This is a genomic window from Pseudorhizobium marinum, assembly GCF_000705355.1.
GTDB lineage: Bacteria > Pseudomonadota > Alphaproteobacteria > Rhizobiales > Rhizobiaceae > Neorhizobium > Neorhizobium pelagicum.
On record NZ_JMQK01000025.1, the window covers coordinates 1 to 16,863 of the forward strand.

At 64.2% G+C, this 16,863-nt stretch carries 18 protein-coding genes; 14 read left to right on the plus strand and 4 right to left on the minus strand.

Going from position 1 to position 16,863, the window contains the following annotated elements:
- Window positions 1-213: 213 nt before the first annotated feature.
- From EO99_RS0121830 to guaA, 13 genes are all read left to right on the plus strand, one after another.
- Window positions 214-906, plus strand: a complete 693-nt coding sequence (locus tag EO99_RS0121830; RefSeq protein ID WP_029620693.1) for a glutathione S-transferase family protein — start codon at window positions 214-216, stop codon at window positions 904-906.
- The gene (gene queG, locus EO99_RS0121835; RefSeq protein WP_051680023.1) at window positions 887-2,062 is read left to right on the plus strand and encodes a tRNA epoxyqueuosine(34) reductase QueG; all 1,176 of its coding nucleotides are present in this window, start codon (window positions 887-889) and stop codon (window positions 2,060-2,062) included. Before EO99_RS0121830 ends, queG begins: the two co-directional genes overlap by 20 nt.
- Entirely contained in the window at window positions 2,062-2,940 is an 879-nt protein-coding gene (locus EO99_RS0121840) for an SDR family oxidoreductase (protein ID WP_029620695.1), read from the plus strand. Before queG ends, EO99_RS0121840 begins: the two co-directional genes overlap by 1 nt.
- Window positions 2,941-3,315: 375 nt before the next feature.
- The gene (locus tag EO99_RS0121845; protein WP_029620696.1) at window positions 3,316-3,678 is read left to right on the plus strand and encodes a septal ring lytic transglycosylase RlpA family protein; all 363 of its coding nucleotides are present in this window, start codon (window positions 3,316-3,318) and stop codon (window positions 3,676-3,678) included.
- Between the two features lie 77 nt (window positions 3,679-3,755).
- The gene (locus EO99_RS0121850; RefSeq protein ID WP_029620697.1) at window positions 3,756-5,045 is read left to right on the plus strand and encodes an RsmB/NOP family class I SAM-dependent RNA methyltransferase; all 1,290 of its coding nucleotides are present in this window, start codon (window positions 3,756-3,758) and stop codon (window positions 5,043-5,045) included.
- 131 nt (window positions 5,046-5,176) lie between these two features.
- The gene (locus EO99_RS0121855; protein ID WP_029620698.1) at window positions 5,177-6,451 is read left to right on the plus strand and encodes an imelysin family protein; all 1,275 of its coding nucleotides are present in this window, start codon (window positions 5,177-5,179) and stop codon (window positions 6,449-6,451) included.
- A gap of 41 nt (window positions 6,452-6,492) precedes the next feature.
- Entirely contained in the window at window positions 6,493-8,031 is a 1,539-nt protein-coding gene (locus EO99_RS0121860) for a di-heme oxidoreductase family protein (protein WP_029620699.1), read from the plus strand.
- A complete protein-coding gene (locus EO99_RS0121865) occupies window positions 8,031-9,137 on the plus strand; it encodes an imelysin family protein (RefSeq protein ID WP_029620700.1) in 1,107 nt (368 codons plus the stop codon). The genes EO99_RS0121860 and EO99_RS0121865 overlap by 1 nt, the downstream gene beginning before the upstream one ends.
- Window positions 9,138-9,139: 2 nt before the next feature.
- A complete protein-coding gene (locus EO99_RS0121870) occupies window positions 9,140-10,225 on the plus strand; it encodes a DUF1513 domain-containing protein (protein ID WP_029620701.1) in 1,086 nt (361 codons plus the stop codon).
- 39 nt (window positions 10,226-10,264) lie between these two features.
- Window positions 10,265-10,717, plus strand: coding sequence for a TspO/MBR family protein (locus tag EO99_RS0121875; RefSeq protein ID WP_029620702.1), 453 nt, complete (start codon window positions 10,265-10,267; stop codon window positions 10,715-10,717).
- Between the two features lie 69 nt (window positions 10,718-10,786).
- Entirely contained in the window at window positions 10,787-11,236 is a 450-nt protein-coding gene (locus EO99_RS0121880; protein ID WP_029620703.1) for a PaaI family thioesterase, read from the plus strand.
- Window positions 11,233-11,871, plus strand: a complete 639-nt coding sequence (locus EO99_RS0121885; RefSeq protein ID WP_029620704.1) for a 5'-methylthioadenosine/S-adenosylhomocysteine nucleosidase — start codon at window positions 11,233-11,235, stop codon at window positions 11,869-11,871. Before EO99_RS0121880 ends, EO99_RS0121885 begins: the two co-directional genes overlap by 4 nt.
- A 40-nt stretch (window positions 11,872-11,911) precedes the next feature.
- Window positions 11,912-13,489, plus strand: coding sequence for a glutamine-hydrolyzing GMP synthase (guaA, locus tag EO99_RS0121890; protein ID WP_029620705.1), 1,578 nt, complete (start codon window positions 11,912-11,914; stop codon window positions 13,487-13,489).
- Between the two features lie 33 nt (window positions 13,490-13,522).
- Here guaA and EO99_RS0121895 read toward each other — a convergent pair whose 3' ends face one another.
- The 4 genes from EO99_RS0121895 to EO99_RS28030 form a co-directional block, all read right to left on the minus strand.
- Window positions 13,523-13,924, minus strand: a complete 402-nt coding sequence (locus tag EO99_RS0121895; RefSeq protein ID WP_029620706.1) for a DUF1398 domain-containing protein — start codon at window positions 13,922-13,924, stop codon at window positions 13,523-13,525.
- A 46-nt stretch (window positions 13,925-13,970) separates the two neighbouring features.
- Window positions 13,971-14,414, minus strand: coding sequence for a MarR family winged helix-turn-helix transcriptional regulator (locus EO99_RS0121900; protein ID WP_029620707.1), 444 nt, complete (start codon window positions 14,412-14,414; stop codon window positions 13,971-13,973).
- Window positions 14,415-14,579: 165 nt separating this feature from the next.
- Complete coding sequence (locus tag EO99_RS0121905) at window positions 14,580-15,989, minus strand: methyl-accepting chemotaxis protein (protein WP_029620708.1); 1,410 nt, start codon at window positions 15,987-15,989, stop codon at window positions 14,580-14,582.
- A gap of 118 nt (window positions 15,990-16,107) precedes the next feature.
- Window positions 16,108-16,278, minus strand: a complete 171-nt coding sequence (locus tag EO99_RS28030) for a hypothetical protein (protein ID WP_173425156.1) — start codon at window positions 16,276-16,278, stop codon at window positions 16,108-16,110.
- A 170-nt stretch (window positions 16,279-16,448) separates the two neighbouring features.
- Between EO99_RS28030 and EO99_RS0121915 the strand changes: the two genes are divergently transcribed.
- Window positions 16,449-16,796 (plus strand): ArsC family reductase, encoded by a 348-nt coding sequence (locus EO99_RS0121915; protein WP_029620709.1) that lies wholly within the window; start codon window positions 16,449-16,451, stop codon window positions 16,794-16,796.
- Window positions 16,797-16,863: the final 67 nt, after the last annotated feature.

A 16,863-nucleotide genomic window follows, 5' to 3' on the forward strand; every position in this document is an offset into this window, starting at 1 on the left:
CGATAAGTCCGAGAACGAGAGCACTGACGATGGAATCTTCCGGCATTCTTCACCCTTTTCTGAACGGTTTGCAGAACGGAGTGCCGCAACCGGAATCGACGACTCACTTACCTTGCCTTGCCTCTTACCAAAGCCATATAGCTGCGGTATTGCGTTCGCGCTTCGACGCAGCTCTCATTCTTCCTATCTTGTATTTGTAAAGCTCTCGTATCAATGCCCACGCTCTACCATCACCCCATGTCGTCCAGTTCGCGATTCGTCCGCCTTATCCTATCGGAATACGGCTTTCAGACCGACCTCGTGGAGGAACAGCCGTGGGAGAAGCGGCGCGAGTTCCTGACGCTCAATCCGGCAGGTACGCTGCCGGTCTATGTCGACGACAGCATGCGGGCCCTCTGCGGCCCGAATGTGCTGATGGAATTTCTCGACGAGACGCATGGCGTCCTGAAGCGTGACCGTCGGCTGCTGGCGGAAGATCCGTTCCAGCGCGCCGAGATTCGCCGGCTGACGGAGTGGTTCCTGTCGAAGATGGAGAGCGACGTCACGCGGCCTCTGGTGCGCGAGCGCGTCTACAAGCTGCAGATGACGGCAGCCCAGGGCGGCGGCGCGCCCGATTCCAAGGCCCTGCGCACGGCGCGCGCCAATGTCCGCCAGCACATGAAGTATCTGGCATGGCTGGCGGGTTCGCGCCCCTGGCTTGCCGGCGACCGCCTGACCTATGCGGATCTCGCCGCGGCCGCCTCCGTCTCCGTTCTTGACTATCTCGGCGAAATCGATTGGGCTGAAACACCAATGGCCAAGGACTGGTATCAGCGGCTGAAGTCGCGCCCCTCGTTCCGGCCGCTCCTGACCGAGCGGGTCCGGGGGATAACCCCGGTGTCTCATTATGCGGACCTTGATTTCTAACGAGACCAGCAGCCCCCCGCAGCCGGACCGGCGGCGGCAGGAGAAGCTGACCGCCTTCATCAAGGCGGAAGCGGCGGCGCAGGGTTTCGATCTGTGCCGCATCACCCATGCCGGCAGCATTCCCGAGGCAACGGCGCGTCTCGATATCTTTCTTGCCGACGGCCATCACGGCACCATGGGCTGGATGGAGGAGACGCGTGACCGTCGCGGAAGTCCGACAGCACTCTGGCCCGAGGTCCGCTCCGTCGTGATGTTCGGCCTCAACTATGGCCCGGATGAAGACCCCCGCGCCCTGCAGGCCAAGCCGAGCCAAGGCGCGATCTCCGTCTATGCGCGCAACCGCGACTATCACGACGTCATCAAGGGCCGCCTCAAGGAGATCGCCACCCGCTTCGCCGCCCGGGCCGGAGAGGACGTCAAGGTCTTCGTCGATACGGCACCGGTGATGGAAAAGCCGCTCGCCGAGGCAGCAGGTCTGGGCTGGCAGGGCAAGCACACGAACCTGCTCAGCCGCAGCCACGGCTCCTGGCTCTTCCTCGGCAGCCTGTTCACCACCGCCGATCTCATTCTGGACGCGCCGGAGGTCGATCACTGCGGCTCCTGCCGGGCCTGCCTCGACGCCTGCCCGACCAATGCCTTCCCAGCCCCCTACCGGCTCGATGCGCGGCGCTGCATTTCCTATCTGACGATCGAGCACAAGGGGCCGATCGATCCCGACCTCAGGCCGCTGATCGGCAACCGTATCTACGGCTGCGACGACTGTCTCGCCGCCTGCCCCTGGAACAAGTTCGCCGTCAGCGCGTCGGAGATGAAGCTGAAGGCACGCGACGACCTGAAGGAGCCGTCACTCGCCTTCCTGCTCGGCCTCGACGATGCGGCGTTCCGGAGCTTCTTCAGCGGCTCGCCGGTCAAGCGCATCGGTCGCGACCGGTTCATCCGCAATGTCCTGATGGCGGCGGGCAACTCCGCAGACCCCAAGCTGATCGCCCCATGCCTGTCGCTTGTCCGCGACGCCTCCCCAGTGGTGCGCGGCATGGCGATCTGGGCCCTGAAGCAGCTGATGCCGGCCGAAGAATTCGAGCGGTTCGCGACGAGCGCCCAGGGCGAGTACGATCCTGAAGTGTTGGACGAATGGCGACTGGCAGGAGCTCTTTGATGCAGATGATGATCTTCGGATGCGGCTATTCCGGCAAGGCGATCGCCAGGCTCGGCCTCACGCGCGGCGCCACAGTCTCCGGCACCACACGCGGTGAGCATAACGCCGCTTCGCTTGCAGCCGATGGCGTCCGCGCCCTCGTCTTCGACGGCGCCCAGGCATCGCCGGAGCTGGCGCTGGCGCTCTCTCAAGCGACGCATCTGGTGCAATCCATCCCACCCGGTCCGGACGGCGATCCGCTGCTCAGGCTAGCCGGCCATGGAGTCCGAAAGCTCTGCCCGAAACTGGAGTGGATCGGCTATCTCTCCACCGTCGGCGTCTACGGCGACTATGGCGGCGACTGGGTGGACGAGAGCAACGAGTGCCGCCCCTCCCCCGGCCGATCCCAGGAACGGGTGGCGGCCGAGGCCGCATGGCTTGCAGAGGGAGAGGCGGCGGGCGTGCCCGTCGCCATCCTGCGCCTCGCCGGCATCTATGGGCCTGGCCGCAATGGCTTCGTCAACCTCCAGAAGGGCACGGCACGGCGCATCGTCAAGAAGGACCAGGTCTTCAACCGCATCCGGGTCGAGGACATCGCGGAGGCGACACTGTTTCTGGCGGAGGGAAGGCACGGTGGCATCTTCAACATCACCGACGACGAGCCGGCGCCACCGCAGGACGTCATTGCCGAGGCCGCACGCCTGATGGGCGTGGAGCCGCCGCCGGAGCTGCCCTTCGAGACCGCCGACATGACACCCATGGCGCGATCCTTCTATGGTGCAAACAAGAGGATCTCCAATCGCAAGATCCGCAAGATGGGATTCCAGTTTCGCTACCCGGAATATCGGATGTCGCTTCGGCAGCTCTTGGAAACAGGTCTCTGGGATGATCCCGAATGAGATTTCCTGAAGGACGGAAAATCCATCCAATGGCCTAGCGGAAGACGAAACCTTCTCTCGACTTGACTTACAGGGCCGAAATTTGGCGCGACAGCGGGCATTTTTCCGCTGTGCAGCAAAATTATTTTCGCAGAAAATGTGATCTTTAGCGCTCTTGGCAAAATGAGAAACTGGATTTGCGTTAACTACTGATTTTCAGTGATATTTTACCAGTCCTTCACCAAATCGGCCGCGATATATAGCAGGGCATCTAATCCGGAATGTTTCATCCTGAAATATTCCGTGATCAGCCTGCGCACTTTTTCGCCAATTTTCGACCCGCTTAACCCGTCCCGCACCGCATGTACGGACGACTATTGAACGGGGACGACTGAAATGAACACGTTTCGACGCTCGGCATTTGCCGCCGCCACCATCGCAGCCTTCACCATGATCAGCACCGCACCGGCCAGTGCCGCTCCCGGCTGCGGTCATGCTTCCTGGTATGCGCTCACGTCCAAGACCGCATCGGGCGAACGGATGAACCCCGCCAAGCTGACTGCAGCGCATCGCTCGCTGCCCTTCGGCACCAAGGTCAAGGTTACCAACAAGCGCAATGGCAAGAGCGTCGTCGTCCGCATCAACGACCGCGGGCCGTTCATCAAGGGACGCATCATCGACGTCTCCAAGGCTGCAGCCCAGAACATCGGCATGGTGCGCTCCGGCACGGCTCAGGTCTGCTACCAGATCATCAGCTGATACCGATGATGCTTGCCCTTCTTTACGTTGACGGCTAGGACCCGGACGAGACGGGTTCAACCGGAACGGAGAGCGACATGCGATTGGGCGGACGGCTTGGTGGAGCCATTGATGTTCTCAAGGACATCGACGAACGAAAGCGTCCGGTCGCGGATGCCCTGAAGGACTGGGGCCTCGGCCACCGCTTTGCCGGTTCCGGCGATCGTGCCGCCATCGGCAACATCGTCTACGACGCGCTTCGCATGCGCCTCTCGCATGCGTGGCTGATGGACGACGAGGGGCCGGCGGCACTGGCCTACGCGGTCCTCATCCGGCAGTGGGGCTATTCGCCCGACGCGCTTGCCGCGGAATTTGCCGACGACCGCTTTGCGCCGCCACCACTTTCCGACGCCAATCTTGCCGCCTTTGCCTCCCGCAATCTTGCCGATGCGCCTGCGCATGTGCAGGGCGACATTCCCGACTGGATCCAGCCGTCCTTCGAAGCCGCATTCGGCGAGGACTGGCTGACGGAAGCCAAGGCGCTGTCGCAGCGCCCGACCCTCGATCTGCGCGCCAACACGCTGAAGGCGTCGCGAGAGAAGGTCATCAAGGCGCTCGACCGATCCGGTGCCCAGCCTGCGCCGATCGCGCGAAACGGCATCAGGATTGCCGCCGGAGAAGGAGCGTCCCGGCTTCCAAACGTCACGGCCGAAATTTCGTTCCAGAAAGGCTGGTTCGAGGTTCAGGACGAGGGTTCGCAGATCGTCTCGGATCTCGTCCATCCCGGCGACCATGACCAGGTCCTGGACTTCTGCGCCGGCGGCGGCGGCAAGACGCTCGCCATGGCGGCCGCCATGAACAACAAGGGCCAGGTGCATGCCTATGACGCCGACCGCAAGCGGCTCGCACCGATCATCGAGCGCCTGCGCCGGGCCGGTACGCGCAATGTGCAGGTGCATGACGATGTCCGGCAGCTTCAGGCGCTGAAGGAGAAGCTGGACGTGGTGCTGGTCGACGCGCCCTGCACCGGAACCGGCACATGGCGGCGGCGGCCCGACACGAAATGGCGCCTGACGCCGAAGAACCTCGACGAGCGCGTGGCCCAGCAGCAGGAAGCGCTTGCCGAGGCCTCCGCCTTCGTGAAGCCGGGCGGCAGCCTGGTCTACATCACCTGCTCGGTCTTGCCGGATGAGAACGATCGCCAGATCGAGGCCTTCTGCGGCGACAATCCGCAGTTTTCCGTGGAGCCGGTGCTGGAGACCTGGAGCGGACTGTTTGGCGAAGCCGCGGCGCGCCCCCACAGCCGGGACGGCAGCACCGTGACGCTGACGCCGGCCACCACCGAAACGGACGGCTTCTTCTTCAGCCGACTACGACGGCAGGCCTGATCCGCTTGACGCCGGTCAAGTTCAGCGGGTCTTTACAAATCGTTCTAAACTAGAATGTTTGACACAAGTTTTGTGATGGGTCATTCAGAAGGTCTGCGCAGCCGAGGGATGTGGCTGCCGAAGGAGGGACGATGATCCGCAAGACACTCATGGGCGCGACCTTCGCGCTTCTGGCCGCTTCCACGGCTTATTCCATCACGCCGGCAGCTGCCGCCGAACCGGCCGCAGTCGTCGCGCACTACGCCGATCTGGCACATGCCAAGTATGACGACTCGCTGACGACCGCCAAGGCACTCGACGCCGCCATCGATGCGCTGATCGCACAGCCGAGCGAGGACACGCTGAAGGCTGCCCGCGACGCCTGGACCGCGGCCCGCGTGCCCTACCAGCAGACCGAGGTCTACCGCTTCGGAAATCCGATCGTCGACGAGTGGGAAGGCCGGGTGAATGCCTGGCCGCTTGACGAAGGCCTGATCGACTATGTTGACCCGGCCTATGGCACCGAAAGCGACAGCAATGCGCTCTACGTCGCCAATGTCATCGCCAACCCGAAGCTCAGCGTCAACGGGCAGGAGATCGATGCCACGAGCATCACGCCCGACCTCCTGCGCAGCCTGCACGAGGCCGGCGAGATCGAGGCCAATGTCGCCACCGGCTATCACGCCATCGAGTTCCTGCTCTGGGGCCAGGACCTCAACGGCACGGACGCCGGCGCCGGCAACCGGGCCTATACGGATTACGACACCGCCAATTGCACGAACGGCCACTGCGAGCGCCGCGCCGCCTACCTGAAGGCCGCTTCCGAGCTGCTGGTCTCCGACCTTGAAGAGATGGTGGCCGCCTGGGCTGCGGATGGCGAAGCGACGAAGGCCGTGACGGCCGATCCGCAGGCCGGCATCCGCAGCATCCTGACCGGCATGGGCTCGCTCTCCTACGGCGAACTGGCCGGCGAGCGCATGAAGCTCGGCCTTTTGCTGCACGACCCGGAAGAGGAGCATGACTGCTTCTCCGACAACACGCATGCCTCGCATCTTAACGACGCGATCGGCATCGAGTCGGCCTATACGGGCGAATACACCCGCGTCGACGGCACGGCGATGACCGGGCCGTCGCTCTCGGATCTGGTGGCCGAAAAGGATACCGCGCTCGACAGCGAGATCAAGGGCAAGCTCGACACCACGGTCGCGGCGATGAACGCCATGGCGGACCGCGCCAAGGGCGGCGAGGCCTACGATCAGATGATCGGCGAAGGCAATGCCGAGGGCAATGCTGCCGTCCAGGCCGCCATCGACGGGCTGATTGACCAGACACGGTCCATCGAGCGCGTCATTGCGTCGCTGGATCTCGGCACAATCGAACTTGAAGGTTCCGACAGCCTCGATAATCCTGACGCCATATTCCAATAGGACCTGAAGGGGGCCGCGGGAGACCGCGGCCCGATCATCCCATGAGAGCGCTCACCGCAAAAACACTGCTTCTGCCGATCCTGTCGGCCGCTCTCCTCCTGTCGCCGCCGATCGCCTTCGGAGACAGCCCGGAGTTTCCCACGGAGCGGAGCGACCTTTCGCCGAAGGACCGGAAGCGGGTTGCCGGCGTTACCCGCCCGACGACGGACTTCTCCAAGGCCGAGAACTTCGAGACCATGCAGGGCGGTGCCGCCACCACCAAGGCGCTCGTCAACGGCGACGCCTTCTCGCATTTCTCCACCAACCTCACATTCGCCGAGGAAGAGACCTTCAAGCTCGGCAATGCGCTGTTTCGCAAGCTCTGGGTGTCGTCGCCGTCCTCGACCCAGGCGTCCGATGGCTTAGGTCCCCTCTTCAATGCCCGCGCCTGCCAGAGCTGCCACCTCAAGGACGGCCGCGGCCATCCGCCGGAGGGTACCGCCGACAATACGTCGATGTTCCTGCGGCTCGGTCGCCCGGCCCGCACCGAGCAGGAACAGGAGATGCTGGCGCGCCACGAGGCGCTGAATTTTCCGGATCTCACCTACGGCAAGCAGCTGCAGGAGCTGGCCGTGCCCGGCCTTGGCTCCGAAGGCCGGATGACGATCTCCTACGAGGAGATCCCGGTGACGCTCGGCGACGGCGACGTCGTCTCCCTGCGCAAGCCCACCTATTCGGTGGCAGACCTGGGCTACGGCCCTCTGGAGCCGGACGTCACGCTCTCGCCGCGTGTCGCGCCGCCGATGATCGGCATGGGCATGATCCAGGCGATCCACGAGGCCGACATCCTCGCCAAGGCCGATCCGGACGACCGGGACGGCGACGGCATTTCCGGCAAGGCCGCGCTTGTGCGCGATCATCGGACCCGGCAGATCAAGCTCGGCCGTTTCGGCTACAAGGCCGAAAACGCCTCCGTTCGCGATCAGTCGGCCTCCGCCTTCGTCGGCGACATCGGCATCTCCAATCCGGACGCGCCCTTCGACCATGGCGACTGCACCAGCGCGCAGGCGGATTGCCTGGCCCGCCCCACCGGCGTGCAGGAGCGCCTCGGCGAGACCGAAGCGCCCGATCCGGTGCTCGAACTGGTGACCTTCTACTCGGAAAATCTCGCCGTGCCCGCCCGCCGGGATCCGGCTGACGCGACGGTGCTGAAGGGCAAGCAACTCTTCTATCAGTCGGGCTGCACCTCCTGCCACACACCGAAATTCGTGACGCGGCGGGATGCGGACAACAAGGCGCATGCCTTCCAGCTGATCTGGCCCCATTCCGACTTCCTGCTGCACGACATGGGCGAGGGGCTGGCAGACGGCCAGCAGGTCGGCGTCGCCTCGGGCCGGGAATGGCGCACCCAGCCGCTCTGGGGGATCGGTCTCACCGAGACGGTCAACGAACACACCTTCTTCCTGCATGACGGCCGCGCCCGCAATCTGACCGAGGCGATCCTCTGGCATGGCGGCGAGGCGCAGGCGGCGCGCGATGCCTTTGCGTCGCTCGGCAGGGATGATCGCGCCGCCCTCATCGCCTTCCTGGAGTCGCTCTGATGCTGAACATTCTTCGCGCGGCGGGCCTCGCGGTCCTTTTCGCCACGGCTCCGGCGTTTGCGCAGGAAGAGACCCTGCGACCGGAGATCCCGGCGGATGCCGAGATCCGGGACGTGATCGCGAAGGCCGTGGACGGCTTCATCCGTCCTGGCTATCACGACTTTCACGCGGCAGCCGGGGCACTCGCCGGCGAGATGGATGCGCTCTGCGCCGCCCCCTCACCCGACGCGCTTGCGCAGGCGAAGGCGGCCTTTGCAGAGGCCGCCTTGAGCTGGGCACGCATCGAGATCGTGCGCACGGGGCCTGCGATCGAGGACAACCGCTTCGAGCGCATCCTCTTCTACCCCGACCGCAAGAGCACCGGCCTGAAGCAGGTCCAGGGGCTGCTGGCCAAGCCCGACGACAGCACCACCGCGCCGGGCGGCCTCTCCGGCAAGAGCGTTGCCATGCAGGGATTCGGTGCGCTCGAATTCGTGCTGGCCGGGACCGGCTCGGAGGCACTTGCGACGGAAGCCGATGGCTTCCGCTGCCGCTACGGGCGTGCAATCGCACAAAACATCGAACATATCGCCGGCGAACTCGTGGTCCTGTGGGAGGCGCCGGACGGCGTGCAGCAGGCCTGGAAAGAGCCAGGCCCCGACAATCCGCTGTTTCGCAACGCGCAGGAGGCGATGACGGCGCTTCTGGGCATCCTCGTCCACGGCGCGGAGATGGTTCGCGACCAGCGGATCGAGACCTTCTACAAGGGCGAAGACAGCCAGACCTTTCCCAGGCAGGCGCTCTTCTGGCGCTCGGGCAACACCTGGACGATGGTCAAGGGCAATCTGGAGGGTCTGGGACGGCTCATGCATGTCTCGGACATGGCGGCACTTCTGCCCGAGGACCAGACATCGATCGTCGGCTCGGTGGACTTCGTCCTGAAGTCGATGCTGCGGGTGACCGGCGAGATGAATAGTGACATCGAGGCTGCCGTTTCGGATGACAGCCAACGCCAGAAGCTCGACTTCCTGCTGGTCAACGGGCGCGACCTGATCGGCCGGCTGAACGATCAGTATGGCGGCGCAATCGGACTGACATCCGGTTTCTCCTTCTCCGACGGAGACTGACCATGACCTGGCGAAGCGGCCTCATCGACCGGCGCGGCTTCCTGCGGGCGGCCGGCGTCGCCTTTGCCGCAACGCTCTCGCCGCGGTCGCTGATGGCGCTGGAGCGCGTCGATGCCGTCTACGCCTCCGGCTTTCGTGCCGCGGACGGTTCCTTCGGCATCGCCACCGTGTCGGAGCGCGGCGAGATCGTCGACCGTATGCCCCTCCCCGCGCGTGCCCACGGCATGGCCTACAGCCCCGCCTCCAGGCGTGCGGTCGCCTTTGCCCGCAGGCCCGGCACCTTCGCCATGGCCTTTCAGCCCAACCGCTCCGGCGACCCGGTGATGATCACCGCGCCGGACGGCAGGCATTTCTACGGCCACGGCGCCTTTTCGCCTGACGGTCATTTTCTCTACACCAGCGAGAACGACTTCGACGGCAATCGCGGGATGATCGGTGTCTATGACGCGAATGATGATTTCGCCCGCATCGGCGAATTCGACGCCCTGGGCATCGGCACCCACGACATGACGGTCTCGGACGACGGCAGGACGCTGGTCGTCGCCAACGGGGGGATCGAGACGCATCCGGATTTCGGGCGCACCAAGCTCAACCTCGACCGGATGGAGCCTTCGCTGGTGCTGCTCGACGCCCGCGACGGGCAGCTGATCCAGAAACACACGCTGCCCGCCACGCTGCGGCAGCTCTCGACGCGCCATCTGGCGATCGGCGACAAGGGGAATATCTGGTTTGCGGGCCAGTGGGAGGGCGCGCGCAATGCTCTGCCGCCGCTCGTCGGACGGGTGAGCCCTGGCGAGGACATCGGTTTCGTATCGCTACCGGAGCGGATCACCGACGGGCTCGCCAACTACGTCGGCGCCATCGCCGTGAACCGGCGCGACGGCATCGTCGGGCTGACCTCGCCGAAGGGCGGGCTGGCGGTCAGCCTCGACGCCCGCACCGGCGCCGTGCTGCGCGAGGAGCGCATCCCTGATGCGGCCGGCGTCGCACCGGCAGGCCACGGCATCGCAGTCTCCTCCTACGACGGCCGCTTCAACCAGACCCGCAGCGGCGTCGCCTGGGATCAGCACATCATTCGTCTCCAATGAGGCATTGGCAGATCCGCGGATTACGCTACGTTCATGCTTATGAAAAAGATCCTGACCTACGTCCTGTTCATCGTCCTCGTCGTCGGCTTCGGCGCCCTCAGTGGTGTCAGTAACATGCCTGGAGAATGGTATCAGTCGCTCGAACAACCATTCTTCCAGCCACCATCCTGGGTCTTCGGCCCGGTCTGGACGACGCTCTACGTGCTGATTGCTATTGCGGGCGCACGCACCTGGCTTGAAGCGCCGGCCTCCGGGCGGATGCAGGTCTGGTTCGCGCAGATGGTCCTGAACTTCCTCTGGTCGCCCGCCTTCTTCGGTTCCGAGAGCCCGATCCTCGGCCTCCTGGTGATCATCCCGCTGCTGGTCTCGATCATCGTCTTCGTCCGGCTGAGCTGGAACCGCGACCGCGTCAGCGGCTGGCTCTTTGTGCCCTACATCGCCTGGGTCGGCTTTGCGACGCTGCTCAACCTCTCGATCGTCGTCCTCAACTGATATCGGCTGCTGCAGCGCTTGCCGAACCGGCCCCGTCATGCCAGTTTCGCGGCCGCGAAGGGGCCGAGCATGACCACGACAGACGACAGCGATTTCCGGGCACGGATCCGGCAGAGCTTTGACCGCCAGGGCGCGATGGCGACCATCGGCGCGGAACTGACGCGCATCGAGCCGGCCATGGTGGAGATCGAACTGCCCTTCGATCCGAAGCTGACACAGCAGCACGGTCTGCTGCATGCCGGCGTGATTTCGACGGCCTTCGAGACCGCCGGCACCTACGCCGCCTATACGACGGTCGCCGCAGACGTGTCGCTGCTGACGATCGAGTTCAAGGTCAACCTGATGTCGCCCGGCCGCGGCGAGCGATTCCTGTTTCGCGCTGAAATCACCAAGCCGGGTTCGACCATCATCGTCGCCGACGGCCGCGCCTATGCCATCAGCGACGGCCCGGCCAAGCTGATCGCCTCGATGACAGCCACCATGATGGTGATCCGCGGCCGGGAGGATATCGTCGGATGAATTTCGAACTGAAACAGGCCGGTGAAAAAACGGTGCTCTTCGTGATGGCCGTCGATGCCGAATATGGCGAACATCTCAAGAGCCGGATCACGCCGCTGATGACGGGCGTCGGCCCCGTGGAGGCGGCGGTGGTGCTGACCCATGCGCTGACGAGGCTTCAGGCTTCCGGCAAACTTCCGGATCTCGTGGTCTCGCTCGGCTCCGCCGGCTCCCGCATGCTCGAGCAGACGGAGATCTATCAGGTCTCCTCCATCGCCTATCGCGACATGGATGCCTCGCCGCTCGGGTTTGAAAAGGGCCGCACGCCGTTCCTGGACCACCCTGCGGTGATCACGCTGCCGCATCGCGTTCCGGACATTCCGGCCGCCTCGCTGTCCACCGGCGGCAACATCGTCTCGGGCGCCGCCTACGATCTCGTCGATGCCGAGATGGTCGACATGGAGACCTATGCCGTGCTGCGCAGCTGCCACCTCTTCGACCTTCCCCTGATTGGCCTGCGCGGGATCTCCGATGGCAAGGACGAGCTGAAGCATGTCGACAACTGGACGGAATATCTGCACGTCATCGACGCAAAGCTTGCCGATGCGGTCGACCGTCTGCTGGCGGCGCTGGAAAGCGGCGGATTGGCCGTCTGACGCAGTTGCACAAAGGCCAAGTTTTCACTAAAGGCTCGACATGACCCAGATAGCCCATCCCGACAGCATCCTCATCATCGATTTCGGCAGCCAGGTAACGCAGCTGATTGCGCGCCGCGTGCGCGAGGCCGGCGTCTACTGCGAAATCCATCCGTTCCAGAACGCGGCGGAAGCCTTCGAGAAGATGCAGCCGAAAGGCGTAATCTTTTCCGGCGGACCGGCTTCTGTGACGACGGAAGGAAGCCCGAGGGCGCCGCAGGCAGTCTTCGATTCCGGCGTTCCGGTGCTCGGCATCTGCTACGGACAGCAGACGCTGGCCACGCAGCTCGGCGGTGTCGTCGAGGGCGGGCATGCGGCCGAGTTCGGTCGCGCCGACGTCGAGATCAAGAAGGCGAGCCCGCTGTTTGACGGTTTCTGGGCAGTCGGTGAACGCTATCCGGTGTGGATGAGCCACGGCGATCGCGTCACCCAGCTTCCGGAAGGTTTCGAGGTCGTCGCCACCTCGGAAAATGCCCCCTTCGCCATCGCCGTCAACGAAGGCCGTCGCTATTACACGACGATGTTCCACCCGGAAGTGATGCACACGCCCGACGGCGCCAAGCTGCTCTCCAACTTCGTGCACAAGATCGTCGGGCTGAAGTCCGACTGGACCATGGCCGCCTATCGCGCCGAGATGATCCGCAAGATCAAGGAACAGGTGGGCTCGGAGCGGGTCATCTGCGGCCTGTCCGGCGGCGTCGATTCCTCGGTCGCGGCCGTTCTCATCCATGAAGCGATCGGCGACCAGCTGACCTGCATCTATGTCGACCACGGCCTGATGCGCCAAGGCGAGACCGAACAGGTCGTCGGCATGTTCCGCGACGCCTACAACATTCTGCTTGTCCACGTGGATGCTTCCGACCTGTTCCTCACGGAACTCGCCGGCGTCAGTGATCCGGAGGTCAAGCGCAAGACGATCGGCCGGCTGTTCATCGAGGTCTTCGAGGCGGAAGCCGCCAAGATCGCATCCGACGGCAAGGGCTCGCCGGCCTTCCTGGCCCAGGGCACGCTCTATCCCGACGTCATCGAAAGCGTCTCCTTCTCCGGCGGCCCATCAGTCACCATCAAGAGCCACCACAATGTCGGCGGCCTGCCCGAGCGCATGAACATGCAGCTCGTGGAGCCCCTGCGCGAACTCTTCAAGGACGAGGTCCGGGCGCTCGGCCGCGAACTCGGCCTGCCGGAAAGCTTCATCGGCCGCCACCCCTTCCCGGGACCCGGCCTTGCCATCCGCTGCCCGGGCGTTGTCACCCGCGAGAAGCTCGACATCCTGCGCAAGGCGGATGCGATCTATCTCGACGAGATCCGCAAGGCCGGCCTCTACGACACCATCTGGCAGGCCTTTGCCGTGCTCCTGCCGGTGCAGACCGTCGGCGTCATGGGCGACTACCGCACCTATGACTTCGTCTGCGCGCTGCGCGCCGTCACCTCGGTCGACGGCATGACGGCGGACTTCTACCCCTACGACATGAACTTCCTCGGCCGCGCCGCCACCCGCATCATCAACGAAGTGCGCGGCATCAACCGGGTCGTCTACGACGTGACGTCGAAGCCGCCCGGGACGATCGAGTGGGAATGACGGGGCGAGAACCTGCCGGCATCTTCGTGACGATCACCGCGGAAACAGTTCCACATGGGTTTCGGCGGTTCGCCCGTAGTAGACCACGCGGCGACCGAGGAATGAGACGAGGTAACCGGCGCAGCCGGCTGCCTTGACCCTTTCGCAGAAGGCGACATAGCTGTAGTCGGGACCGTTGGCCTGCGCCCATTGCACCAGCGCTTCCACTGCGGCACCGTCAAACGCAGCTGCCACCGGTGCGGGAGACTGAGGCAAGGCCAGTGCGATATTGTCGCCGTCCGGCAGATAATAGGTCTGGCTGTTGCGGCGATAGTCGACCGAATAGCCTTCGAACCCTCCGGCCTGCAGCCTGCCGATGATTTGCGGGAAGCTCAGGCTCCCGTCATGCGCGGCATCAAGGCAAGCTTTGGCAATGGCAGTGCGTTCCGCGTCCATGCGCAGTCCCTTTCTTCAACGATGATTTGATCGGCGGGTTGAGCGTTCAGTCGACGGGCATGGTCGTCAGCCCGTGCGTCTTGATCAGTCCGTGCAGCAGATCCCGAAGCTGCTTGTGCTCCTCACCGCTCAGCACGGTGAAGAAAGCCGCGTCGTTCTGGTCGGCAAGAGCGGCAAGGATCGGTACCCTCTGAGCGCCCGCTGGCGTAAGCGACAGGCTTTGGCCCCTGTTGCTTCCGGTGCGCGCGATCAGCCCCTTGTCGAGCAACCGGTCGGCGAGCTTACTGATCGCGCCCTTGGTCATTCCCATCTTTCGGACCAGATCCGATGGGGTGGTGGCATCGCTGCCGTATAGCGAACGCAACATCGCCCATTCGGCCACAGTCACGCCCTCTCCTTCGACATCACGCGCGAACTTCTGCGATACGGCATTGGAGACCATCCGCAGGAGATACCCCGTATGTGCGGTCAGATCAGGAATATCGGACATCAGAGCTCCGTGAGGTTGACTAGGAAACTACCAATTCCAGGTTTCCTAGTCAACCTCATAGAACAACGGAACATGGCGTGCGCCCTCGGAGACGTAACGGCACGCTCTGGCAAGCCGCTTCAATGGGAGAGAGAAGCTGACCCGCGAACCGTGTCCTGAAAACCGCTAGACCCGGATCGCCAGTCGCAGCCCGCCCCAGTGGCGGCCGTTGACGGTGATCGGGGCCGAGATATCCTTCATCAGCACGAACTGACCGCCGCCCATGTCGCGGCGGTAGGTCTGCAGCAGGAAGGGCTGCGTGTTGCGGCCGGCGGCAAGCCCGACACGATCGTTGAAGATGCGGCGGTTGCGGCAGTTGGCGGTGTTCCAATCGACATCGCCCGGCCGCTGCGGCTGCGAGAACTTGCGGTTATGGGTCGGCAGGTAGCCGTTGTCGTCGACGGCCGCGCAGAAGGCGATGCGTTGGTCGCCGGCAGCCACCTTCTCCTGGATCTGCGGCAGTACGGCGTCCGTGAACTCGGTGAACTGCGTCATGTACTGCACCGGATCGGTGCCTTTGATGGGGCGGTACTGGCGATCGAAAAGCGTGCCCATATCCACGCGGCCGGACTGAACCGCTGCCCCAAAGACGGATGACACTTCGGCAGCAATTGCCATTGCGGAGCGGATATAGGGCGTGTCGGGCGTTTCCGTGCCGGCACTGGCGGTTGCCTGGATGATGCGTTCGGAGATGGCGACAACCTCGCCGACGCGGACCGAGGTGTCCTGGAGCTTGTCGTTGGACCTGAGGATGGCACTGGCGGCCGTGGCGATCGCACCGGCAAACTCGCTGCACTGGCGATCGACGACTTCCGTGGTGGAGGCTAGCGACGAGGCGCCATCGAGGATCTGCGCCATGACGTCCTCGACGCCCTTGAACGACCCCTGGACGCAGCTTGCCGTGGTCTTGACCCCCTCGGCCGAGACGCGAGCGCCCTCGCCGGCCGCAATCAGGCTGTCGATGCGACTGCCGAGCTGGACGAGTGTTGCCTGGATGGAGCTCGTGGTCTGGGAGGTCTGCAGCGACAGGGCGCGAACTTCGGCGGCAACGACGGCGAAGCCTTTGCCGGCCTCGCCGGCGCGGGCCGCTTCGATCGCGGCGTTGAGCGCGAGAAGGTTGGTCTGGCGTGCTATGGTTCCGATCGCCTCCGCGAGCCGGCTGACGTCCGCGAGCGCCGAGGAAAACGACTTGATCTCATCGCCGATTTCCTGCGAGGCGGTGACCATGTGATCGATGGCGGCAACGGAACCGTTCAGCTGCTGCGCCTGCTCGCCCAGGACCTGACGGGCGCTCGCGGCGAGCTTGTCCGTCTCGCCGAGGGATCGCGCGATCTGGCCGTTGGCCTCGGCGATCGCTTCCGCGGACTGGGTGAGGCGCGAAAGCAGCGCCGCGTGCTCGGAAGACTGGCTTGCCGTATCCTGGATGGTGCCGGCAATATCGACGAGATGCAGGCCCAGGTCGGACGCCTCGAGAGCGAGCTTTCCGACGGCAGCCTGCAACGCCTGCGAATCTGCCGCCGGGACCTCCGGCTGCATGTCATCTTGCAGAATTTGAGCAGCAACGACCACGGAATACCTCCCAGTATCGGGAGATGATGTCGCAACAGCGTTAACAATCGATGTAGATGCTCAAATCTTGAGCGACGTCAGAGGATCACATGGCGATCTTGTCGAAGGCCTTCGGATCGATGCCGAGGACATCAAGGTCACGCTTAGCCGGCTGGCGATGGTTTTCCACGGCGTTCGATGCGTGGACGGCGGCACCGAATGCGGCGAATGCGCGGCCGATAAAGCTGCCGGAGATGCGGGTGCGGTGGGCGGACATGATGTGCTCCTTTGTTGTGCATAATGTGGGGCCGCATGTCTGATGGCGCAACGTCTATCCTAGCACGGGAGCCATGCCCCATAAGCATGCCCTGATATGATCCAGATCAACACTTGCAGAGCCGGCAGGGTGCTTGATATCCGTTCCTCCGAACGGGGAGGATACTGACGATGCAAGCGACGATCTACGGCATCAAGGCCTGCGACACGATGAAGAAGGCGCGGGCCTGGCTCGACGGCCAGGGCATTGCCTACCATTTCCACGATTACAAGACCGATGGCATCGACCGCGTCCGCCTGGAGCAATGGGTGGACGCCGCCGGCTGGGAGACCGTCCTCAATCGCGCCGGCACCACCTTCCGCAAGCTCGACGAGGCCGCCAAGGCCGACCTCGACCGCAACCGGGCCGTCGCGCTGATGCTGGAACAGCCCTCGATGATCAAGCGCCCGGTGCTGGAGGCCGATGGCCGGGTCATCGTCGGGTTCAAGCCGGAGATCTACGCCGCTCACTTTTCCTGACCATGCCCGCGGCGATCACCGCTGGCTTGCCCAACTTCAAACATGAGCTGAAGCGTATTATGTCTCA

What these genes read in the sequence shown, in the direction of transcription:
- EO99_RS0121880 (WP_029620703.1), top strand. Translation starts at nt 10,787, where the DNA reads ATGACCACGACAGACGACAGCGATTTCCGGGCACGGATCCGGCAGAGC.
- EO99_RS0121830 (WP_029620693.1), top strand. Translation starts at nt 214, where the DNA reads ATGCCCACGCTCTACCATCACCCCATGTCGTCCAGTTCGCGATTCGTC.
- EO99_RS0121865 (WP_029620700.1), top strand. Translation starts at nt 8,031, where the DNA reads ATGCTGAACATTCTTCGCGCGGCGGGCCTCGCGGTCCTTTTCGCCACG.
- EO99_RS0121915 (WP_029620709.1), top strand. Translation starts at nt 16,449, where the DNA reads ATGCAAGCGACGATCTACGGCATCAAGGCCTGCGACACGATGAAGAAG.
- queG (WP_051680023.1), top strand. Translation starts at nt 887, where the DNA reads ATGCGGACCTTGATTTCTAACGAGACCAGCAGCCCCCCGCAGCCGGAC.
- EO99_RS0121845 (WP_029620696.1), top strand. Translation starts at nt 3,316, where the DNA reads ATGAACACGTTTCGACGCTCGGCATTTGCCGCCGCCACCATCGCAGCC.
- EO99_RS0121855 (WP_029620698.1), top strand. Translation starts at nt 5,177, where the DNA reads ATGATCCGCAAGACACTCATGGGCGCGACCTTCGCGCTTCTGGCCGCT.
- EO99_RS0121840 (WP_029620695.1), top strand. Translation starts at nt 2,062, where the DNA reads ATGCAGATGATGATCTTCGGATGCGGCTATTCCGGCAAGGCGATCGCC.
- EO99_RS28030 (WP_173425156.1), bottom strand. Translation starts at nt 16,278, where the DNA reads ATGTCCGCCCACCGCACCCGCATCTCCGGCAGCTTTATCGGCCGCGCA.
- EO99_RS0121860 (WP_029620699.1), top strand. Translation starts at nt 6,493, where the DNA reads ATGAGAGCGCTCACCGCAAAAACACTGCTTCTGCCGATCCTGTCGGCC.
- EO99_RS0121900 (WP_029620707.1), bottom strand. Translation starts at nt 14,414, where the DNA reads ATGTCCGATATTCCTGATCTGACCGCACATACGGGGTATCTCCTGCGG.
- EO99_RS0121895 (WP_029620706.1), bottom strand. Translation starts at nt 13,924, where the DNA reads ATGGACGCGGAACGCACTGCCATTGCCAAAGCTTGCCTTGATGCCGCG.
- guaA (WP_029620705.1), top strand. Translation starts at nt 11,912, where the DNA reads ATGACCCAGATAGCCCATCCCGACAGCATCCTCATCATCGATTTCGGC.
- EO99_RS0121885 (WP_029620704.1), top strand. Translation starts at nt 11,233, where the DNA reads ATGAATTTCGAACTGAAACAGGCCGGTGAAAAAACGGTGCTCTTCGTG.
- EO99_RS0121850 (WP_029620697.1), top strand. Translation starts at nt 3,756, where the DNA reads ATGCGATTGGGCGGACGGCTTGGTGGAGCCATTGATGTTCTCAAGGAC.
- EO99_RS0121905 (WP_029620708.1), bottom strand. Translation starts at nt 15,989, where the DNA reads ATGCAGCCGGAGGTCCCGGCGGCAGATTCGCAGGCGTTGCAGGCTGCC.
- EO99_RS0121875 (WP_029620702.1), top strand. Translation starts at nt 10,265, where the DNA reads ATGAAAAAGATCCTGACCTACGTCCTGTTCATCGTCCTCGTCGTCGGC.
- EO99_RS0121870 (WP_029620701.1), top strand. Translation starts at nt 9,140, where the DNA reads ATGACCTGGCGAAGCGGCCTCATCGACCGGCGCGGCTTCCTGCGGGCG.